Genomic DNA, 18,153 nt, shown 5'->3' with positions numbered 1-18,153 from the left:
CTGCGACGGTCCCGTACACTTCTTGTGGCGATCCGGGTCACCGGGTCGACTTCGCACGCCCCGCCGGTGGTCTGGACCACCGGCCGCGTCTCTCGGTCCTTCACCTGTTCACACCGGTGCGGGGCATGGCGCAGCGGGGCGTCAGGCGCGGCAGCCGACCGGCCGCCGCGATAACCGAGTACCTCAAGGAGTACGGCCATGGCCGTCGTCACGATGCGGGAGCTGCTGGAGAGCGGCGTCCACTTCGGTCACCAGACCCGTCGCTGGAACCCGAAGATGAAGCGCTTCATCTTCACCGAGCGCAACGGCATCTACATCATCGACCTGCTCCAGTCGCTGTCGTACATCGACCGCGCCTACGAGTTCGTCAAGGAGACCGTCGCGCACGGCGGCTCCATCATGTTCGTCGGCACCAAGAAGCAGGCGCAGGAGGCGATCGCCGAGCAGGCGACGCGCGTGGGCATGCCCTACGTCAACCAGCGCTGGCTCGGCGGCATGCTGACCAACTTCTCCACCGTCTACAAGCGTCTGCAGCGCCTCAAGGAGCTCGAGCAGATCGACTTCGAGGACGTGGCGGCCTCGGGTCTCACCAAGAAGGAGCTCCTGGTCCTCTCGCGCGAGAAGGCCAAGCTGGAGAAGACCCTCGGTGGTATCCGCGAGATGCAGAAGGTGCCGAGCGCCGTCTGGATCGTCGACACCAAGAAGGAGCACATCGCCGTCGGTGAGGCGCGCAAGCTCCACATCCCGGTCGTCGCGATCCTCGACACCAACTGCGACCCCGACGAGGTCGACTACAAGATCCCGGGCAACGACGACGCGATCCGCTCCGTCACCCTGCTCACCCGCGTGATCGCCGACGCCGTCGCCGAGGGCCTCATCGCCCGTTCCGGCGTCGCCACCGGTGACTCGAAGCCGGGCGAGAAGGCCGCCGGCGAGCCGCTCGCCGAGTGGGAGCGCGACCTGCTCGAGGGCGAGAAGAAGGCCGACGACGCCGAGGCCCCCGCGGCCGAGGCTCCGGTTGCCGAGGCTCCGGCCGCCGAGGCCGAGAAGCCGGCCGAGGCCGCTGCCGAGGCTCCGGCCGCGGACGCCGAGCAGGCCTGACCTTCACGGTCTTCGCTGCGGCGTGACGGCGGGGGCACAGCGTGCCCCCGCCGTCACCCCGTGGCCCCGTAGATCTTCCGTAGATCTTTCAGACTTCGAGTCAGACTTCGAGAGAGAAACAAAGACTCATGGCGAACTACACCGCCGCTGACGTCAAGAAGCTCCGCGAGCTCACCGGCGCCGGCATGATGGACTGCAAGAAGGCGCTGGACGAGGCCGACGGCAACGTCGACAAGGCCGTCGAGGCGCTGCGCATCAAGGGCCAGAAGGGCGTCGCCAAGCGCGAGGGCCGTTCCGCCGAGAACGGTGCGGTCGTCTCCCTGCTCGCCGAGGACAACACCTCCGGTGTCCTCCTCGAGCTGAAGTGCGAGACGGACTTCGTCGCCAAGGGCGACAAGTTCCAGGCCACCGCCGCCGCGCTCGCCGCGCACGTCGCCAAGGTGTCCCCGGCCGACCTGGAGGCGCTGCTCGCCTCCGAGATCGAGGCCGGCAAGACCGTCCAGGCGTACGTCGACGAGGCCAACGCCAACCTCGGCGAGAAGATCGTCCTGGACCGCTTCGCGCAGTACGCGGACGGCTTCGTCTTCGCGTACATGCACCGCACCATGCCCGACCTGCCGCCGCAGATCGGTGTGCTGGTCGAGCTGGACAAGGCCGACGCCGAGACCGCCAAGGGCATCGCGCAGCACATCGCCGCGTTCGCGCCGAAGTGGCTCTCCCGCGAGGACGTCCCGGCCGAGGTCGTCGAGACCGAGCGTCGCGTCGCCGAGGAGACCACCCGCGCCGAGGGCAAGCCCGAGGCCGCGCTGCCGAAGATCGTCGAGGGTCGTGTCAACGGCTTCTTCAAGGACGCCACGCTCCTTGGCCAGCCGTACGCGCTCGACAACAAGAAGTCGGTCCAGAAGGTTCTGGACGAGGCCGGTGTCACCCTGAAGCGCTTCACGCGCATCAAGGTCGGCATCTGAGTCCGTCCAGCGATCGACGGAAGACCCGGCTGGGACCAGCTAGGGTCTGAGGCAGTCGTCGGCCGCGCTCGCGACGGACGACCGCAGATCTGACGAGGAGGCCATTGCCGCTCAGGGACACAGCACCCACCGGCAATGGCCTTCTTCGTATGTGTACGAGGAGATCCCCATGAATCAGGGCGCGGACGCCGCCACCCAGGCTGACCACAAGCGCGACGACGGCAAGGTCACCGGTCGCTTCATGCTGAAGCTGTCCGGTGAGGCGTTCGCCGGCGGAGGGGGTCTCGGTGTGGACCCCGACGTCGTGCACGCCATCGCCCGCGAGATCGCCAATGTCGTACGGGACGGTGCGCAGATCGCCGTCGTCATCGGCGGCGGCAACTTCTTCCGCGGGGCCGAGCTCCAGCAGCGCGGCATGGACCGGGCCCGCTCCGACTACATGGGCATGCTCGGCACGGTGATGAACTGCCTCGCCCTCCAGGACTTCCTGGAGAAGGAGGGCATCGACTCCCGGGTCCAGACCGCCATCACCATGGGCCAGGTCGCGGAGCCCTACATTCCGCTGCGCGCCGTGCGCCATCTGGAGAAGGGGCGCGTCGTGATCTTCGGCGCGGGCATGGGCATGCCCTACTTCTCCACCGACACCACGGCCGCCCAGCGTGCGCTGGAGATCGACGCCGAGGCCATGCTGATGGGCAAGAACGGGGTCGACGGGGTGTACGACTCCGACCCCCGCACCAACCCGGACGCCGTGAAGTTCGACGCGCTGGAGTACGGCGAGGTCATCACCCGGGACCTGAAGGTCGCGGACATGACGGCCATCACCCTCTGCCGCGACAACAACCTCCCCATCCTGGTCTTCGAACTGCTCGCCGAGGGCAACATCGCGCGCGCGGTCAAGGGTGAGAAGATCGGCACGCTCGTGAGCGACCAGGGCACCCGGGCCTGACCGGGGGATGGACAATCCCCTGGCGGTCGGACACCGTGCAGGGAAAGACGCGGGTTACGCAGGGCCGTTGAGCACCGCACGGATCGTTCCCGGCCCACTCAAGACATGCAGGAGCAAGTGGTGATCGAAGAAATCCTCCTCGAAGCCGAGGAGAAGATGGAGAAGGCCGTCCTGGTCGCCAAGGAGGACTTCGCCGCGATTCGCACCGGCCGTGCGCACCCGGCGATGTTCAACAAGATCGTGGCGGACTACTACGGCGCGCTGACGCCGATCAACCAGCTGGCGTCGTTCTCGGTGCCGGAGCCGCGCATGGCCGTGGTGACCCCGTTCGACAAGAGCGCGCTGCGCAACATCGAGCAGGCCATCCGCGACTCGGACCTCGGCGTCAACCCGAGCAATGACGGCTCCATCATCCGGGTGAACTTCCCGGAGCTGACGGAGGAGCGCCGCCGGGACTACATCAAGGTCGCCCGGACCAAGGCCGAGGACTCCAAGGTGTCGATCCGCTCCGTGCGCCGCAAGGCGAAGGACGCCCTCGACAAGCTCGTCAAGGACAAGGAGTCCGGCGAGGACGAGGTCCGCCGTGCGGAGAAGGAGCTCGACGACACCACCGCGAAGTACGTCGCGCAGGTGGACGAGCTGCTCAAGCACAAGGAAGCAGAGCTGCTCGAGGTCTGATGAACGACTCTTCCTGGGGGGCTCCGCCGCGACCCGAACACTGGGGGCCACCCGACCAGGGGCCTTCCCAGGAGGTGCCTTCGGCGGGTGCTGCCTACGATGCGTATGACGCCCCGTCCCGGACGCAGCCGATGCCCGTCATCCCGGGCACGGACGCCGAAGACCGCGAAGAACGTGACCGGGGGGCCGCTCGGCTGAGTGGCCCCCTGTTCCGCGATGAGACGCCGCAGGAGCCCATGCCCAGCTCGGTACCACCTTCGACTCCGCAGCAGCCGCAGCGGCCCGCGCAGCCGGAGAAGAAGCGGGCGGGGCGCGACCTGCGGGCCGCGATAGGGGTCGGCGTCGGACTCGGCGCGGTCATCATGGCGTCGCTGTTCGTCGTGAAGGCCGTCTTCGTCGGCGTGATCGCGGTGGCGGTCGTCGTCGGCCTGTGGGAGCTCACCTCCCGGCTGGCGGAGCGCAAGGACATCAAGGCGCCGCTGGTGCCGCTGGCGGTGGGCGGCGCGGCCATGGTCGTCGCCGGCTACGCGCGCGGTGCCGAGGGCGCCTGGGTCGCCATGGCGCTGACCTCGCTGGCGGTGCTGGTGTGGCGGATGACGGAGAAGCCCGAGGGCTATCTCAAGGACGTCACCGCCGGTGTCTTCGCCGCGTTCTACGTGCCGTTCCTGGCCACTTTCGTCGCGATGATGCTGACCGCCGACGACGGGCCGTGGCGGGTGTTCGTCTTCCTGCTGCTGACCGTGGTCAGCGACACCGGCGCGTACGCGATCGGCTGGCGCTTCGGCAAGACGAAGCTGGCGCCGCGCATCAGCCCCGGAAAGACCCGTGAGGGCCTGGTCGGCGCGGTGACGTTCGCGATGGCGGCGGGCGCGGTGTGCATGCAGTTCCTCATCGACGACGGCCAGTGGTGGCAGGGCCTGCTGCTCGGCCTCGCGGTCGCCGCCAGCGCCACGCTGGGTGACCTCGGCGAGTCGATGATCAAGCGGGACCTGGGCATCAAGGACATGGGCACGCTGCTGCCCGGCCACGGCGGGATCATGGACCGCCTGGACTCCCTGCTGCCGACGGCGCCGGTGGTCTGGCTGCTCCTGGTCGCCTTCGTCGGCAGTTGACGGATTCGCCCGCACGTCGCTGACCTGCTGTTTCCTCGGTCGGGGGCTCGTTGTCCACAGGACGGCGAGCCCCTTTCCGTATGTCTGAGACACTGGTGGGACCATGCCGAAGCCCGGAGAACTCACTTTCGTCGCCCCCCGCGGAGCCAAGAAGCCGCCGCGGCACCTCGCCGACCTCTCGCCCGCCGAGCGCAAGGAGGCCGTCGCCGCGATCGGCGAGAAGCCGTTCCGCGCCAAGCAGCTGTCGCAGCACTACTTCGCGCGGTACGCGCACGACCCCGCGCAGTGGACGGACATCCCCGCCGCCGCGCGCGCCCGGCTCCAGGAGGAGCTGCTGCCCGACCTGATGTCGGTCGTGCGGCACATCTCGTGCGACGACGACACCACCCGCAAGACGCTGTGGCGGCTGCACGACGGGACGCTGGTCGAGTCGGTCCTGATGCGCTACCCGGACCGGGTGACCATGTGCATCTCCTCGCAGGCCGGCTGCGGCATGAACTGCCCGTTCTGCGCCACCGGCCAGGCCGGCCTGGACCGCAATCTGTCGACCGCCGAGATCGTCCACCAGATCGTCGACGGCATGCGCGCCCTGCGCGACGGCGAGGTCCCCGGCGGCCCGGCCCGGCTCTCCAACATCGTCTTCATGGGCATGGGCGAGCCGCTCGCCAACTACAAGCGGGTCGTCGGCGCCATCCGCCGTCTCACCGACCCCGAGCCCGACGGCCTGGGCCTGTCTCAGCGCGGCATCACCGTCTCCACCGTCGGCCTGGTCCCGGCCATGCTCCGGTTCGCCGACGAGGGCTTCAAGTGCCGTCTCGCCGTCTCGCTGCACGCCCCGGACGACGAGCTGCGCGACACCCTCGTGCCGGTCAACACCCGCTGGAAGGTCCGCGAGGTCCTCGACGCGGCCTGGGAGTACGCGGAGAAGTCCGGCCGCCGCATCTCCATCGAGTACGCACTGATCCGTGACATCAACGACCAGGCGTGGCGCGGTGACCTGCTGGGCCGCCTCCTCAAGGGCAAGCGCGTCCACGTCAACCTGATCCCGCTGAACCCGACGCCGGGCTCGAAGTGGACGGCCTCGCGCCCCGAGGACGAGAAGGCGTTCGTCGAGGCGATCGCCGCCCACGGCGTGCCGGTGACCGTCCGCGACACCCGTGGCCAGGAGATCGACGGAGCGTGCGGGCAGCTCGCCGCGGCCGAGAGGTAGTCTGGGCGGGCAACTCGAAAATTCCGACAGGGGAGCGCCACAGCGCTGAGAGTGCGACACCGTCAGGTCGCAGACCCTCTGAACCTTGCCCAGGTCATTCTGGGTAGGAAGTTCGGTCACCACTCAAGCTGTTGCGCCCTGCCCGCCCCCCGGCGGGCAGGGCCGCGTCTCTTCCTGGTCACTCCAGGAGGAATCACCACCATGCGCAGTACGAAGAAGCTGGCGGCCACCGCGCTGGCCGCGGCCCTCGGGGTCAGCGCGCTCGCCGCGTGCGGCGGCAAGGACGACGCCAAGACCGACGGCGGCACCAAGTCCAAGACCGTCACCCTGGTCAGCCACGACTCGTTCGCCGCCTCCGACGCGGTGCTCAAGGAGTTCACCGCGCAGACCGGCTACACCGTCAAGGTCCTCAAGAGCGGTGACGCGGGCGCGGCGCTCAACCAGGAGATCCTCACCAAGGGCTCCCCGCGCGGCGACGTGTTCTTCGGCGTCGACAACACCCTCCTCTCGCGCGCCCTCGACAACGGGATCTTCACCCCGTACGAGGCGAAGGGGCTGGCCGGGGTGCCCGCCGACGTCCAGCTCGACCGGGCCGAGCACCGGGTGACGCCCATCGACACCGGCGACATCTGCGTCAACTACGACAAGAAGTACTTCGCGGACAAGAAGCTCAGCCCGCCGCAGTCCTTCGCCGACCTGATCAAGCCCGAGTACAAGGGCCTGCTGGTCACCGAGAACGCGGCGACCTCCTCGCCCGGCCTCGGCTTCCTGCTCGCCAGCGCCGCCCAGTACGGCGACGACGGCTGGCAGGACTACTGGAAGAAGCTCAAGGACAACGGCGTCAAGGTCGTCGACGGCTGGGAGCAGGCGTACAACCAGGAGTTCTCCGGCTCGGCCGGCGGCAGGAAGGCCAAGGGCGACCGCCCGCTGGTCGTCTCCTACGCCTCCAGCCCGCCCGTGGAGGTCCTCTACGCCAAGCCGCAGCCCACCGAGGCCCCCACCGGCGTCGCCACCGGCACCTGCTTCCGCCAGACCGAGTTCGCCGGACTGCTCAAGGGCGCCAAGAACCCCGACGGCGGCAAGGCCCTCCTCGACTTCCTGATCTCCAAGAAGTTCCAGGAGGACATGCCGCTCAACATGTTCGTCGACCCCGTCCTGAAGGACGCCAAGCTGCCCGAGCTGTTCACCAAGTTCGGCGCCACCGTCAGCCAGACGCACACCGTCGCCCCGGACAAGATCGCCAAGAACCGTGAGCAGTGGGTCAAGACGTGGTCCTCGCTCGTCCTGAAGTAGGACGCGCCGCCCGCCGGAGCAGGGCGCGCGCCCACGTGGTGCGGCTCGGCCTGATGGCCCTGCCGCTCGCGTTCTTCGCGCTCTTCTTCGCCTGGCCCGTCGCCGCGATCGTCGGCCGCGGGCTGCGGCCCGACGGCGGCTGGCAGCTGGGCCGGCTCGGTGAGGTGCTCACCGAGCCGGACCTCCAGCACGTCCTGTGGTTCACCACCTGGCAGGCGCTCGCCTCCACCGCGCTCACCCTCCTGATCGCCCTGCCCGGCGCCTATGTCTTCGCGCGCCTGGACTTCCCCGGCCGCGACCTGCTGCGGGCCGTCGTCACCGTCCCCTTCGTGCTGCCCACCGTCGTCGTCGGCACCGCCTTCCTCGCCCTGGTCGGGCGCGGCGGACTCCTGGACGAACTGTGGGGAGTGCGCCTGGACACCACCGTCTGGGCGATCCTGCTGGCCCACGTCTTCTTCAACTACGCCGTCGTCGTCCGGACCGTCGGCGGCCTGTGGGCCCAGCTCGACCCCCGCCAGGAAGAGGCCGCCCGGGTGCTCGGCGCCTCCCGGCTCGCCGCCTGGCGCGCGGTCACCCTGCCCGCGCTCGGCCCCGCCGTCGCCGCCGCCGCCCTCATGGTGTTCCTCTTCACCTTCACCTCCTTCGGCGTCGTCCAGATCCTCGGCGGCCCCACCTTCTCCACCCTCGAAGTGGAGATCTACCGCCAGACCGCCCAGCTCCTGGACCTGCCGACCGCCGCCGTCCTCACCCTCGTGCAGTTCGCGGCCGTCGGCCTCATCCTCGCCGTGCACGCCCGCACGGTACGGCGGCGCGAGAGCACCCTGCGCCTCGTCGACCCCGCGCTCACCGCCCGCCGCCCGCGCGGCACGGGACAGTGGGCGCTGCTCGCCGGCGTGCTCGCGGTCGTCGCCGTACTGATCCTGCTGCCGCTCGGCGTGCTCGTCGCCCGCTCCCTGGACACCCCCGACGGCTACGGCCTCGACTACTTCCGCTCCCTCCAGTCCGCCGGAGAGGGCGGCACCTTCCTCGTGCCGCCGCTGGAAGCGGTCTGGAACTCCGTGCAGTACGCGCTGGCCGCCACCGCCATCGCCCTCGTCGTCGGCGGACTCGCCGCAGCCGCCCTCGCCCGGCGCGGCGGACGCCTGGTGCGGGGCTTCGACGCGCTGCTCATGCTGCCGCTCGGCGTCTCCGCCGTCACCGTCGGCTTCGGCTTCCTGATCACCCTCGACAAGCCGCCGCTCGACCTGCGCACCTCCTGGATCCTGGTGCCGCTCGCCCAGGCACTGGTCGGCGTGCCCTTCGTCGTACGGACCATGCTGCCGGTGCTGCGCGCGGTCGACGGGCGGCTGCGCGAGGCCGCCGCCGTGCTCGGCGCCTCCCCGCTGCGGGTCTGGCGGGAGGTGGACCTGCCGCTGGTACGGCGGGCCCTGCTCATCGCCGCCGGATTCGCCTTCGCCGTCTCCCTCGGGGAGTTCGGCGCGACCGTCTTCATCGCCCGGCCCGACCGGCCCACCCTGCCCGTCGCCGTGGCCCGCCTCCTCGGCCGGGCCGGCGACCTCAACTACGGGCAGGCGATGGCCCTCAGCACCATCCTCATGGTCGTCTGCGCGGCGGCCCTGCTCCTCCTGGAGCGCGCCCGCACCGACCGGACCGGAGAATTCTGATGCTCGAACTCGACTCGGTGACCGTACGGTTCGGGGAGCGGGCCGTGCTCGACGCGGTCGGCCTGAACGTCGCCGCCCACGAGACGGTGTGCGTGCTCGGGCCCAGCGGCAGCGGCAAGTCCACACTGCTGCGGGTGGTCGCCGGGCTCCAGGAGACCGACGGCGGACGGGTCCTGCTCGGCGGCGCCGACCAGCGCGGGGTGCCCGTGCACCGGCGCGGGGTCGGCCTGATGTTCCAGGACCACCAGCTCTTCCCGCAGCGGGACGTCGCCGGGAACGTGGCGTTCGGGCTGCGCATGCACAAGGTGGCGCGCGCCGAACAGGCCCGCCGGGTCGAGGAGCTCCTCGAACTCGTCGGGCTGCCCGGCGCCGGGCGGCGGGCCGTCGCGGCGCTGTCCGGCGGCGAACAGCAGCGCGTCGCGCTCGCCCGCGCGCTCGCGCCCTCCCCGCGGCTGCTCATGCTGGACGAGCCGCTCGGGCAGCTCGACCGTACGCTGCGGGAACGGCTCGTCGTCGAACTCCGTTCCCTCTTCGGGCAGTTGGGGACCACCGTGCTCGCCGTCACCCACGACCAGGGCGAGGCGTTCGCGCTCGCCGACCGGGTCGTCGTCATGCGGGACGGGCGCATCGCGCAGACCGGGACGCCGCTGGAGGTCTGGCAGCGGCCCGCGTCCGAGTTCGTGGCCCGCTTCCTCGGCTTCGAGAACGTGGTGGCGGCGACGGTGTCCGGGGAGGTGGCGGCCACCGAATGGGGCAAGCTGCCCGTTCCGCCCGGGTCGTCGCAGGGGGAGGCCCGGCTGCTCGTGCGGCCCGCGGGGGTACGGGTCGTGGAGGCGGGGCGGGGGCTCGCGTGCGAGGTGGTGGGGCGGACGTTCCGGGGCCACCACGTCACCCTGCGGCTGCGGCCCGGGGGCGGGGCGGTGCTGGAGGCGGAGTGCGGGTTGCGGGACGCGGTGGGGGTGGGGGAGGAGGTGGGGGTGGTGTTCCTGGCGGAGGAGACGGTCGTGCTGTCCCCCGCCCCGCCCGTTCCCTGAACCCGCCGGGGGTGTGGGGTGCGCCCGTTTCTTTTCGGCTGCGGGCCGGTGGGGGCCGTTCGCGCAGTTCCCCGCGCCCCTCATAAGGCTTCGCCCCCGTCTTTTGGCTGCGGATCGTGGGTGGGTTGCTCGCGCCGTTCCCCGCGCCCCCAGGTGGGCCCTTCGGGCCCGTCCTTCAGGGGCCGTCAGGCTGTTGGCTGGTGGGCCTTGGCCGGGGTGGGTTCCCGTGCGGGCTCGGGCTCCTCCTCCGTGCCGAACCAGGCCACCGCCACCGCCCCCGCCACGGCCAGGACGAAGCCCAGGACCGCCATCCACGCGAAACCCGCGCGGGACGCGTCGCCCAGCCACAGCACGCCGATCGCACCCGGCAGTACCGTCTCGCCCACCACCAGCGCCGCCGTCGCCCCGTTGACCGAGCCGATCTGGAGGGCGACCGTGTGCAGGTACATGCCGCCCACGCCCGCCACGAGGATCGCGTACAGCGCCGGGTCGGCCAGGAGACGGCCCAGGTCGAAGGGGTCCACGCCGTTCAGGACGCGGACGCCGACCCCGAGCGCGCCGAAGCCGAGACCCGACAGCAGGCCCGCCAGGATCGCGGCCCGCGCGCCCAGCAGCCGTACCGCCACCGCGCCGCCCGCCATCAGCACCACCGCCACCACCAGCAGCCACCAGTGCGTGGCCGGCGACGTGTGCCCGCTGCCCTCCGCGCCCGCCGCCGTCGCCAGCAGCACCAGCGCCGAGCAGACCACGGCTATGGAGCTCCACTCGGCCCGGCTCAGCCGGATGCCGAGCAGCTTGACGCTGAGCACCGCCGTGATCACCAGATTGGCGCTGATCACCGTCTGGGAGAGGAAGAGGGGAAGCAGCCGGGCGGCCAGCGCGCCGAGCCCGAACCCGACGAAGTCCAGTACGGTGCCGACCATGAACTCCCAGGTCATCGCCGCTTTCGCGGTCGACGACAGACTGGGCCCGCCATGCTGGGTACGGGCCGACGCGGCAGCCTCGCGGCGGGCGGACTTACGGGACCCGACGGCTTGCAGGACCGAGCCCGTGCCGTAACAGATCGAGGCCGCGATCGCGGTCAGTAGGCCGATCAGCACCGAAGAAGCTCCGTTCGCAGGGGTGGCGCGGGGACCCCCGCTCACCAGGGCAGACGTGCCCGGGCGCGGGAACGTTGCCTCGGTGATCCAGGCGTTATACGACGATCGCGGGCTTTTACCCCGCGAGCCGGGCCAGCTGCGCCGCCGCCTCGTCGACCGAGTCCACCAGCGCGATCCGCCCCGCCATCGGCCGGCCCTCGGCGAGCGCCCGCAGCAGCGGCCACACGGGCAGCCGCTCGGTCCAGTGCGCCCGGTCCACCAGCACCATCGGGGTGGGCTCGCCGCGCGACTCGTAGTAGTTCGGGGTGGCGTTGTCGAAGACCTCCTGCACGGTCCCGGCGGCCCCCGGCAGGAAGATCACGCCCGCCGTGGAGCGGGCCAGCAGCCCGTCCTCGCGGGTGGCGTTGGCGAAGTACTTGGCGATGTGGGCGGCGAACGCGTTCGGCGGCTCGTGCCCGTAGAACCAGGTGGGGATGCCGACCGACGGGCCGCCCCCGGGGTGGCGGCGGCGCACCTCGAACGCGGCGCGCGCCCACCGCGACACCGACGGCGTGAACGAGGGCACCTCGGCCAGCAGCTTCAGCGCGTCCTCCAGCGCGGTGTCCGCGAGCGGGGCCAGATAGGCGCCCAGGTTCGCCGCCTCCATGGCGCCCGGGCCGCCGCCGGTGGCCACCGTGAAGCCGTCGCGGGCCAGCGACCGCCCCAGCCGCGCGGCCCCCGCGTACGCGTCGGTGCCGCGGCCCATCGCGTGCCCGCCCATCACGCCCACCACCCGCGCCCCCGCGAGGTGCTCGTCGAGCGCGTCGGAGACCGAGTCGTCGTGGATCGAGCGGAGCATCGAGGCGAAAACGTCACCGTCCGACCGGGTGCGCCGGAACCAGTCGTACGAGCGGGCGTCCGGGGTGTGCTCGTAGCCGTCCTCGACGCCGTCGAAGAGCTCGTCGGGGGTGTAGAGCAGCCCCCGGTACGGGTCGAACGGCAGATCGGGGACGGGCGGGAAGACCAGCGCCCCGTCGGCCCGCACCTTGACGGTGGCCTCGGGAGTCATCCGGCAGCCCAGGAAGACCGCGCCCGCGGTGCCGGTCGCCAGCAGGGCGTCCGTACGGTCCGTCAGGTCGAGCGACTGCAGCCGGAATCCGGCGAGCGTGCCGCGCGCCACGACCTCGTCGAACTCGGGGACGGACTCGATCTCGCGGTCCCGCGCGCCCGGCACCCGCTGAAAGTCTTCACTGGCCATCCGGCCACCCTAGGGGGTGCCCTGCGGGCCCCGCGGCCGGGGCGGTGCGACGGGGACCGGGTCCGCCGGACCGGCCCCGGGCTGCCGTGCCGGGCCCGGCCGCGCGGGGTGTCAGCCCGTCAGGGGCAGCGCCGCCAGCTCGGCGATCGCCCAGGTCAGCGGGGCGAACACGGCGAGCAGTGCGGCGGCCCGCAGCGCCGCCGAGGCGCGCAGCAGCTTGGCGGGGGCGCCCAGGCGCAGCAGCGCCCCGGTCGTCTCGCCCCGGGCGTGCCGGGACTCCAGGGCCGCCGTCAGCAGCGTCGCCACCGTGCACCCCGTCACCAGGGCCGCGCCCAGCCCGGTGAGCGGGCCGAAGGGGTGCGGCCCGGCCTCGTCGCCGTACAGCGCGGCGGCGGCGACCGTGCCGGAGGCCACCGCGCACACCACGCCCAGCGGGCGCCCGATGCGGCGGGCCTCCTCCATCAGGACGCGCCCCGCGAGCAGCCGGGTGGCGCCCGGCCGGGCCAGCTGGAGCAGCCGCCCGCACAGATGGGTCAGGGCCGGGCCCGCCACCGCGAGGCCGACCGCGGTGAGTACCCAGCCGGCCAGCACCCCGGCCGGGCTGCTGTCGGGGTGGCCCGGCATCGGCAGGGCGGAGCCCGGAGTGCCCCGGCTGGTGTACGTCTCGATGGCCAGGCCCGCGGTGACCAGGCTGATTCCCCAGGGCAGCCCGCCGGGGGCGGTGGGGGGCCGCTCCGGCTCCTCGGCGGGGCGGGGCGCCTCCTTGCGGGGGCGCAGCGCGAGACCGGCCGCCGCCGACGCGGTCAGCGGCAGGACGGCGAGGAGCGTGAGGGCCGCGGCCGGCGGCACCGGGTGGCCCGCGCCCAGCAGCTCGGAGGCCGCGCCGTCGAAGGGCAGTCCGGTGATGTCGCCGCGCAGGTGCAGGTACATCAGCAGCGCCACCAGCGAGCCGAGCGTGCAGGCCACCGCCGTGGAGGCGGCGGCGATCGCGGTGAGGCGGCCGGGGCCGAGGCCCACCGCCGACAGGCCGGGCCGGGGCCGGGTGCTCGGGTCCGTACGGGCCACGGCGACCGCGAAGTGCACGGTCGCGGCCAGCGGGACCGCGCACCACAGCAGCCGCAGCGGGGAGCCGCCCGGATGCGCGGCGGCGTGGCCCAGCGTGCACAGGAGCAGGAAGCCGACCCCCGCCGAGGCCGCGGCCACCAGCAGGCGGCGCAGCAGGACCAGCGGGTGGGTGCCCCGGGCTAGACGGAGAGCGAGCACGTGGCGCGGCCCTCCGGGTCGAGGGAGCCGCCCGGCTCGGACGCGCTCACCCGGCGCCCGTCGAGCAGCCGGACCGTGCGGTCGGCGAGCGCGGCGACCTGGGCGTCGTGCGTGGCCAGGACGGTGGTGATGGCGTGCGAGCGGGCCGCGGCGGTCAGGGTGCGCAGGACCTGGGCGCCGTCGGCGCTGTGCAGGGTGGCGGTCGGCTCGTCGGCGAAGAGCACGGCGGGGGCGGTGACCAGGGCCCGGGCGATCGCGACGCGCTGGCGCTGGGCCTGGAGCAGGGCGTGCGGGCGCTTGCGGGCGCAGGCCCCGATGTCGAGCCGCTCCAGCCACTCCAGGGCGGCCTTCTTGGCGGGCCGGTGGGCGATGCCGCGCAGCAGCAGCGGCAGGGCCGCGTTCTCCCAGGCGTTGAGCTCGGGCACCAGGGTGGGCTGCGGGTCGATCCAGCCGAACCGGTCGCGGCGCAGCCGCTCGCGGGCGAGCGCGCCGAGGGTGTGCACGGGCGCGCTGTTGAACCACACCTCGCCCTGGTCGGGGACCAGTTGGCCGGACAGGGCGCGCAGCAGCGTCGTCTTGCCGCTGCCGCGCGGCCCGGCGACGGCCAGGATCTCGCCCTCCCGGATCTCCAGGGACACCCCGGTCAGGGCGGGCGAGCCGCCGTGGGCGTGGTGCAGGGAACGTCCCCAGAGCACATCGTTGTCCGGCGGGGCCACCATGGCGTACACCTCGGTTCAGATCAGATTTCCTGCTCCCCCGTACGGGGGAACGAAGGCAGGGCCGATCGGTCACTGGGCACGGTAAGGAGTGGCGCCGGGGGTGTCGGGACAGCACGCGGCCCGGCCGCCCCCAATCTCACTCGGATGGGTGCGGCCGGGCCGGATCGTACGGTCCTACAGCTTGGTCCACGCCTCGGTGAGGACGGACCGCAGGACGCCCTCGATCTCGTCGAAGGTCTTCTGGTCGGAGATCAGCGGCGGGGCGAGCTGGACGACCGGGTCGCCGCGGTCGTCGGCCCGGCAGTACAGGCCGTTCTCGAAGAGCGCCTTGGAGAGGAAGCCGTACAGGACGCGCTCGGTCTCCTCCTCGTTGAAGGACTCCTTGGTGTTCTTGTCCTTGACCAGCTCGATGCCGTAGAAGAAGCCGTTGCCGCGGACGTCGCCGACGATCGGCAGGTCGTGGAGCTTCTTGAGGGTGTCGAAGAAGGCGCCCTCGTTGTCGAGCACGTGCTGGTTGAGGCCCTCGCGCTCGAAGATGTCGAGGTTGGCCAGGCCCACGGCGGCGGAGACCGGGTGGCCGCCGAAGGTGTAGCCGTGCAGGAAGGTGTTGTCGCCCTTGTAGAACGGCTCGGCGATCTTGTCGGAGACGATGCAGGCGCCGATGGGGGAGTAGCCCGAGGTCATGCCCTTGGCGCAGGTGATCATGTCCGGTACGTAGCCGAACTTGTCGCAGGCGAACATCGTGCCCAGGCGGCCGAAGGCGCAGATGACCTCGTCGGAGACGAGCAGCACGTCGTACTTGTCGCAGATCTCGCGCACCCGCTGGAAGTAGCCGGGCGGCGGCGGGAAGCAGCCGCCGGCGTTCTGCACGGGCTCCAGGAAGACCGCGGCGACCGTGTCGGGGCCCTCGAAGAGGATCTCCTGCTCGATCTGGTCGGCGGCCCAGCGGCCGAACGCCTCGGGGTCGTCGCCGTGGATCGGGGCGCGGTAGATGTTGGTGTTCGGCACCTTGTGCGCGCCGGGGACCAGCGGCTCGAAGGGGGCCTTGAGCGCGGGCAGACCGGTGATGGACAGGGCGCCCTGCGGGGTGCCGTGGTAGGCGACCGCACGCGAGATGACCTTGTACTTCGTGTGGTTGCCGGTGAGCTTGTGGTACTGCTTCGCCAGCTTCCAGGCGGTCTCGACGGCCTCGCCGCCGCCGGTGGTGAAGAAGACCTTGTTGAGGTCGCCCGGCGCGTAGTGCGCGAGGCGCTCGGCGAGCTCGACGGCCTTGGGGTGGGCGTAGGACCACACCGGGAAGAAGGCCAGCTCCTGCGCCTGCTTGTAGGCGGTCTCGGCGAGCTCGTGACGGCCGTGGCCGGCGTTGACGACGAACAGGCCGGAGAGACCGTCGAGGTACTTCTTGCCCTTGTCGTCGTAGATGTAGGTGCCCTCGCCCCGCACGATGGTGGGAACGGGCGCGTTCTCGTACGACGACATGCGGGTGAAGTGCATCCACAGGTGGTCGTAGGCGGTCTGGCTCAGGTCCTTGCTCACGGCTATCGGGTTCCCCACATATAGGTCTGCTTCTTCAACTTGAGGTAGACGAAGCTCTCGGTGGAGCGCACGCCGGGGAGGGCGCGGATCCGCTTGTTGATGACGTCCAGCAGGTGGTCGTCGTCCTCGCAGACGACCTCCACCATGAGGTCGAAGGAGCCCGCGGTCATCACCACGTACTCGCACTCGGCCATGGCCGTCAGGGCGTCGGCGACCGGGTCGAGGTCGCCCTCGACGTTGATCCCGACCATCGCCTGGCGCCGGAACCCCACGGTGAGGGGGTCGGTGACGGCGACGATCTGCATCACGCCCTGGTCCAGGAGTTTCTGCACGCGCTGGCGCACGGCCGCTTCCGACAGGCCCACGGCCTTGCCGATCGCGGCGTACGGGCGGCGCCCGTCCTCCTGGAGCTGCTCGATGATCGCCAGGGACACGGCATCGATCGACGGGGACGATCCGTTTCCGGTCCTGGGGTCTGCGCTTCGACTGGCCACGAAGCCACTGTGCACCCGACTCGTCTGTCTCGCAACCCCAAAGCGATGAAATTCGTTGTTCGACGGTCGCGGAAGCACTGAATCCGAAGTTGCCGGGCGGCGGGTCTGTCGAAAGCGACACTTCACCGACTAAGGTGGGCGTCTCACCCATCGGACATCGGACCGGGAGGCCAGCGAAGTGACCACCGAACTGCGTCGTTTGCGCAACTACATCGACGGAGAGTTCCGGGACGCAGCCGACGGGCGGACCATCGAGGTGGTCAACCCGGCCACGGGCGAGGCGTACGCCACCTCCCCCCTCTCCGGCCAGGCGGACGTCGACGCCGCCATGGCCGCCGCCGCCGCGGCCTTCCCGGCCTGGCGCGACACCACCCCCGCCGAGCGCCAGAAGGTCCTGCTGAAGATCGCGGACGCCTTCGAGGAGCGCGCCGAGGAGCTCATCGCGGCCGAGTCGGAGAACACCGGCAAGCCGCTCGCGCTGACCGCCAGCGAAGAGGTCCCGCCGATGGTGGACCAGATCCGCTTCTTCGCCGGCGCCGCCCGCCTGCTGGAGGGCCGCTCGGCCGGTGAGTACATGGAGGGCATGACGTCGATCGTGCGCCGTGAGCCGGTCGGCGTCTGCGCGCAGGTCGCGCCGTGGAACTACCCGATGATGATGGCCGTGTGGAAGTTCGCCCCGGCGCTCGCCGCGGGCAACACCGTCGTCCTCAAGCCCTCGGACACCACCCCCGCCTCCACCGTGCTGATCGCCGAGATCATCGGCGCGATCGTCCCCAAGGGCGTCTTCAACGTCATCTGCGGCGACCGCGACACCGGCCGCGCGATGGTCGAGCACCCCACCCCGGCGATGGCCTCCATCACCGGTTCCGTACGGGCGGGCATGCAGGTCGCCGAGTCGGCGGCCAAGGACGTCAAGCGCGTCCACCTGGAGCTCGGCGGCAAGGCCCCCGTCGTCGTCTTCGAGGACGCCGACCTCGCCAAGGCCGTCGAGGACATCGCGGTCGCGGGCTACTTCAACGCCGGCCAGGACTGCACGGCCGCCACCCGCGTCCTGGTCCACGAGTCGATCCACGACGAGTTCGTCACCGCGCTCGCCAAGGCCGCCGCCGACACCAAGACCGGGCAGCCGGACGACGAGGACGTGCTGTACGGCCCGCTCAACAACGCCAACCAGCTCGCGCAGGTCACCGGCTTCATCGACCGCCTCCCCGCGCACGCCAAGGTCGAGGCGGGCGGCCACCGCGTGGGCGAGAAGGGCTACTTCTACGCCCCGACCGTCGTCTCCGGCCTCAAGCAGGACGACGAGATCATCCAGAACGAGGTCTTCGGCCCGGTCATCACCGTCCAGTCCTTCACGGACGAGAAGCAGGCCCTGGAGTTCGCCAACGGCGTCGAGTACGCGCTGGCCTCCTCGGTCTGGACGAAGGACCACGCCCGCGCCATGCGCATGTCCAAGTACCTGGACTTCGGCTGCGTCTGGATCAACACCCACATCCCGCTGGTCGCGGAGATGCCGCACGGCGGCTTCAAGAAGTCCGGCTACGGCAAGGACCTCTCGGCGTACGGCTTCGAGGACTACACGCGCATCAAGCACGTGATGACGTCGTACGAGGGCTGAGCTGCCGCGTACGCGAGCGGATCGGCTCCGTGCGCGAGTTGATCGTCCCTGTACGAGGTTGATCCGCTCCGTGCGGGGGTGATCCGTTCGGTACCGGGCGGATCCGCCCGGTACGACCGCCGACTTGTGGTGCGGCGCCCCGCGGGGGTGCCGCACCACAGGTGTGTCCGGGGGCGGGGC

Annotated in this window: 16 protein-coding genes and 1 riboswitch; of the genes, 10 read left to right on the top strand and 6 right to left on the bottom strand. The window is 71.4% G+C overall.

The genetic code is table 11. The annotated features are described in order from the left end of the window. Positions 1-198 precede the first annotated feature (198 nt). The 9 genes from rpsB (at position 199) to AB5J87_RS09865 (ending at position 10,006) form a co-directional block, all read left to right on the top strand. Positions 199-1,101, top strand: coding sequence for a 30S ribosomal protein S2 (rpsB, locus tag AB5J87_RS09905; RefSeq protein ID WP_369376016.1), 903 nt, complete (start codon positions 199-201; stop codon positions 1,099-1,101). A 128-nt stretch (positions 1,102-1,229) separates the two neighbouring features. Then, on the top strand, positions 1,230-2,066 hold the full coding sequence (gene tsf / locus AB5J87_RS09900) for a translation elongation factor Ts (protein ID WP_369376015.1): 837 nt from the start codon (positions 1,230-1,232) through the stop codon (positions 2,064-2,066). A gap of 169 nt (positions 2,067-2,235) precedes the next feature. Continuing rightward, a complete protein-coding gene (gene pyrH, locus AB5J87_RS09895) occupies positions 2,236-3,015 on the top strand; it encodes a UMP kinase (RefSeq protein WP_369376014.1) in 780 nt (259 codons plus the stop codon). A gap of 120 nt (positions 3,016-3,135) precedes the next feature. After that, entirely contained in the window at positions 3,136-3,693 is a 558-nt protein-coding gene (gene frr, locus AB5J87_RS09890) for a ribosome recycling factor (protein ID WP_369383449.1), read from the top strand. Then, a complete protein-coding gene (locus AB5J87_RS09885) occupies positions 3,693-4,805 on the top strand; it encodes a phosphatidate cytidylyltransferase (protein WP_369376013.1) in 1,113 nt (370 codons plus the stop codon). The genes frr and AB5J87_RS09885 overlap by 1 nt, the downstream gene beginning before the upstream one ends. 103 nt (positions 4,806-4,908) lie before the next feature. After that, positions 4,909-6,015: a 23S rRNA (adenine(2503)-C(2))-methyltransferase RlmN gene (rlmN, locus tag AB5J87_RS09880; protein WP_369376012.1), complete on the top strand. Its 1,107-nt coding sequence runs from the start codon at positions 4,909-4,911 to the stop codon at positions 6,013-6,015. Positions 6,016-6,033: 18 nt separating this feature from the next. Further along, positions 6,034-6,143, top strand: a riboswitch (TPP riboswitch). A gap of 73 nt (positions 6,144-6,216) precedes the next feature. Beyond that, entirely contained in the window at positions 6,217-7,308 is a 1,092-nt protein-coding gene (locus AB5J87_RS09875; RefSeq protein ID WP_369376011.1) for a thiamine ABC transporter substrate binding subunit, read from the top strand. Between the two features lie 53 nt (positions 7,309-7,361). Beyond that, positions 7,362-8,972 (top strand): ABC transporter permease, encoded by a 1,611-nt coding sequence (locus AB5J87_RS09870; RefSeq protein ID WP_369383448.1) that lies wholly within the window; start codon positions 7,362-7,364, stop codon positions 8,970-8,972. Continuing rightward, positions 8,972-10,006, top strand: a complete 1,035-nt coding sequence (locus AB5J87_RS09865; protein WP_369376010.1) for an ABC transporter ATP-binding protein — start codon at positions 8,972-8,974, stop codon at positions 10,004-10,006. The genes AB5J87_RS09870 and AB5J87_RS09865 overlap by 1 nt, the downstream gene beginning before the upstream one ends. Positions 10,007-10,191: 185 nt before the next feature. Here the strand turns inward: AB5J87_RS09865 and AB5J87_RS09860 are convergent, their stop codons facing one another. The 6 genes from AB5J87_RS09860 to AB5J87_RS09835 form a co-directional block, all read right to left on the bottom strand. Continuing rightward, on the bottom strand, positions 10,192-11,106 hold the full coding sequence (locus tag AB5J87_RS09860) for a hypothetical protein (RefSeq protein ID WP_369376009.1): 915 nt from the start codon (positions 11,104-11,106) through the stop codon (positions 10,192-10,194). A gap of 115 nt (positions 11,107-11,221) precedes the next feature. Then, positions 11,222-12,343 carry an LOG family protein gene (locus AB5J87_RS09855; protein WP_369376008.1) on the bottom strand — a complete coding sequence of 374 codons (1,122 nt, stop codon included), beginning with the start codon at positions 12,341-12,343 and terminating at the stop codon, positions 11,222-11,224. 111 nt (positions 12,344-12,454) lie between these two features. Continuing rightward, a complete protein-coding gene (locus AB5J87_RS09850; protein ID WP_369376007.1) occupies positions 12,455-13,606 on the bottom strand; it encodes a hypothetical protein in 1,152 nt (383 codons plus the stop codon). Next, positions 13,588-14,325: an ABC transporter ATP-binding protein gene (locus AB5J87_RS09845; protein ID WP_369376006.1), complete on the bottom strand. Its 738-nt coding sequence runs from the start codon at positions 14,323-14,325 to the stop codon at positions 13,588-13,590. The genes AB5J87_RS09850 and AB5J87_RS09845 overlap by 19 nt, the downstream gene beginning before the upstream one ends. 174 nt (positions 14,326-14,499) lie before the next feature. Continuing rightward, a complete protein-coding gene (locus AB5J87_RS09840; RefSeq protein ID WP_369376005.1) occupies positions 14,500-15,879 on the bottom strand; it encodes an aspartate aminotransferase family protein in 1,380 nt (459 codons plus the stop codon). Further along, positions 15,864-16,355, bottom strand: a complete 492-nt coding sequence (locus AB5J87_RS09835; protein ID WP_188275329.1) for an Lrp/AsnC family transcriptional regulator — start codon at positions 16,353-16,355, stop codon at positions 15,864-15,866. The genes AB5J87_RS09840 and AB5J87_RS09835 overlap by 16 nt, the downstream gene beginning before the upstream one ends. A gap of 178 nt (positions 16,356-16,533) precedes the next feature. Between AB5J87_RS09835 and AB5J87_RS09830 the strand changes: the two genes are divergently transcribed. After that, positions 16,534-17,973, top strand: a complete 1,440-nt coding sequence (locus AB5J87_RS09830) for a gamma-aminobutyraldehyde dehydrogenase (RefSeq protein WP_369376004.1) — start codon at positions 16,534-16,536, stop codon at positions 17,971-17,973. Positions 17,974-18,153: the final 180 nt, after the last annotated feature.

Origin of the sequence: Streptomyces sp. cg36, assembly GCF_041080675.1 — a bacterium.
In the GTDB taxonomy this organism is placed as follows: Bacteria; Actinomycetota; Actinomycetes; order Streptomycetales; family Streptomycetaceae; genus Streptomyces.
The sequence above is the reverse complement of the archived record's forward strand: the minus strand, read 5'-3'. Positions and strand labels throughout refer to the sequence as shown.

Excerpts from the sequence above, each read along its gene's own strand:
- AB5J87_RS09870 (WP_369383448.1), top strand. The coding sequence starts at position 7,362 with ATGGCCCTGCCGCTCGCGTTCTTCGCGCTCTTCTTCGCCTGGCCCGTC.
- rlmN (WP_369376012.1), top strand. The coding sequence starts at position 4,909 with ATGCCGAAGCCCGGAGAACTCACTTTCGTCGCCCCCCGCGGAGCCAAG.
- AB5J87_RS09865 (WP_369376010.1), top strand. The coding sequence starts at position 8,972 with ATGCTCGAACTCGACTCGGTGACCGTACGGTTCGGGGAGCGGGCCGTG.
- tsf (WP_369376015.1), top strand. The coding sequence starts at position 1,230 with ATGGCGAACTACACCGCCGCTGACGTCAAGAAGCTCCGCGAGCTCACC.
- rpsB (WP_369376016.1), top strand. The coding sequence starts at position 199 with ATGGCCGTCGTCACGATGCGGGAGCTGCTGGAGAGCGGCGTCCACTTC.
- pyrH (WP_369376014.1), top strand. The coding sequence starts at position 2,236 with ATGAATCAGGGCGCGGACGCCGCCACCCAGGCTGACCACAAGCGCGAC.
- AB5J87_RS09875 (WP_369376011.1), top strand. The coding sequence starts at position 6,217 with ATGCGCAGTACGAAGAAGCTGGCGGCCACCGCGCTGGCCGCGGCCCTC.
- AB5J87_RS09845 (WP_369376006.1), bottom strand. The coding sequence starts at position 14,325 with ATGGTGGCCCCGCCGGACAACGATGTGCTCTGGGGACGTTCCCTGCAC.
- AB5J87_RS09885 (WP_369376013.1), top strand. The coding sequence starts at position 3,693 with ATGAACGACTCTTCCTGGGGGGCTCCGCCGCGACCCGAACACTGGGGG.
- AB5J87_RS09855 (WP_369376008.1), bottom strand. The coding sequence starts at position 12,343 with ATGGCCAGTGAAGACTTTCAGCGGGTGCCGGGCGCGCGGGACCGCGAG.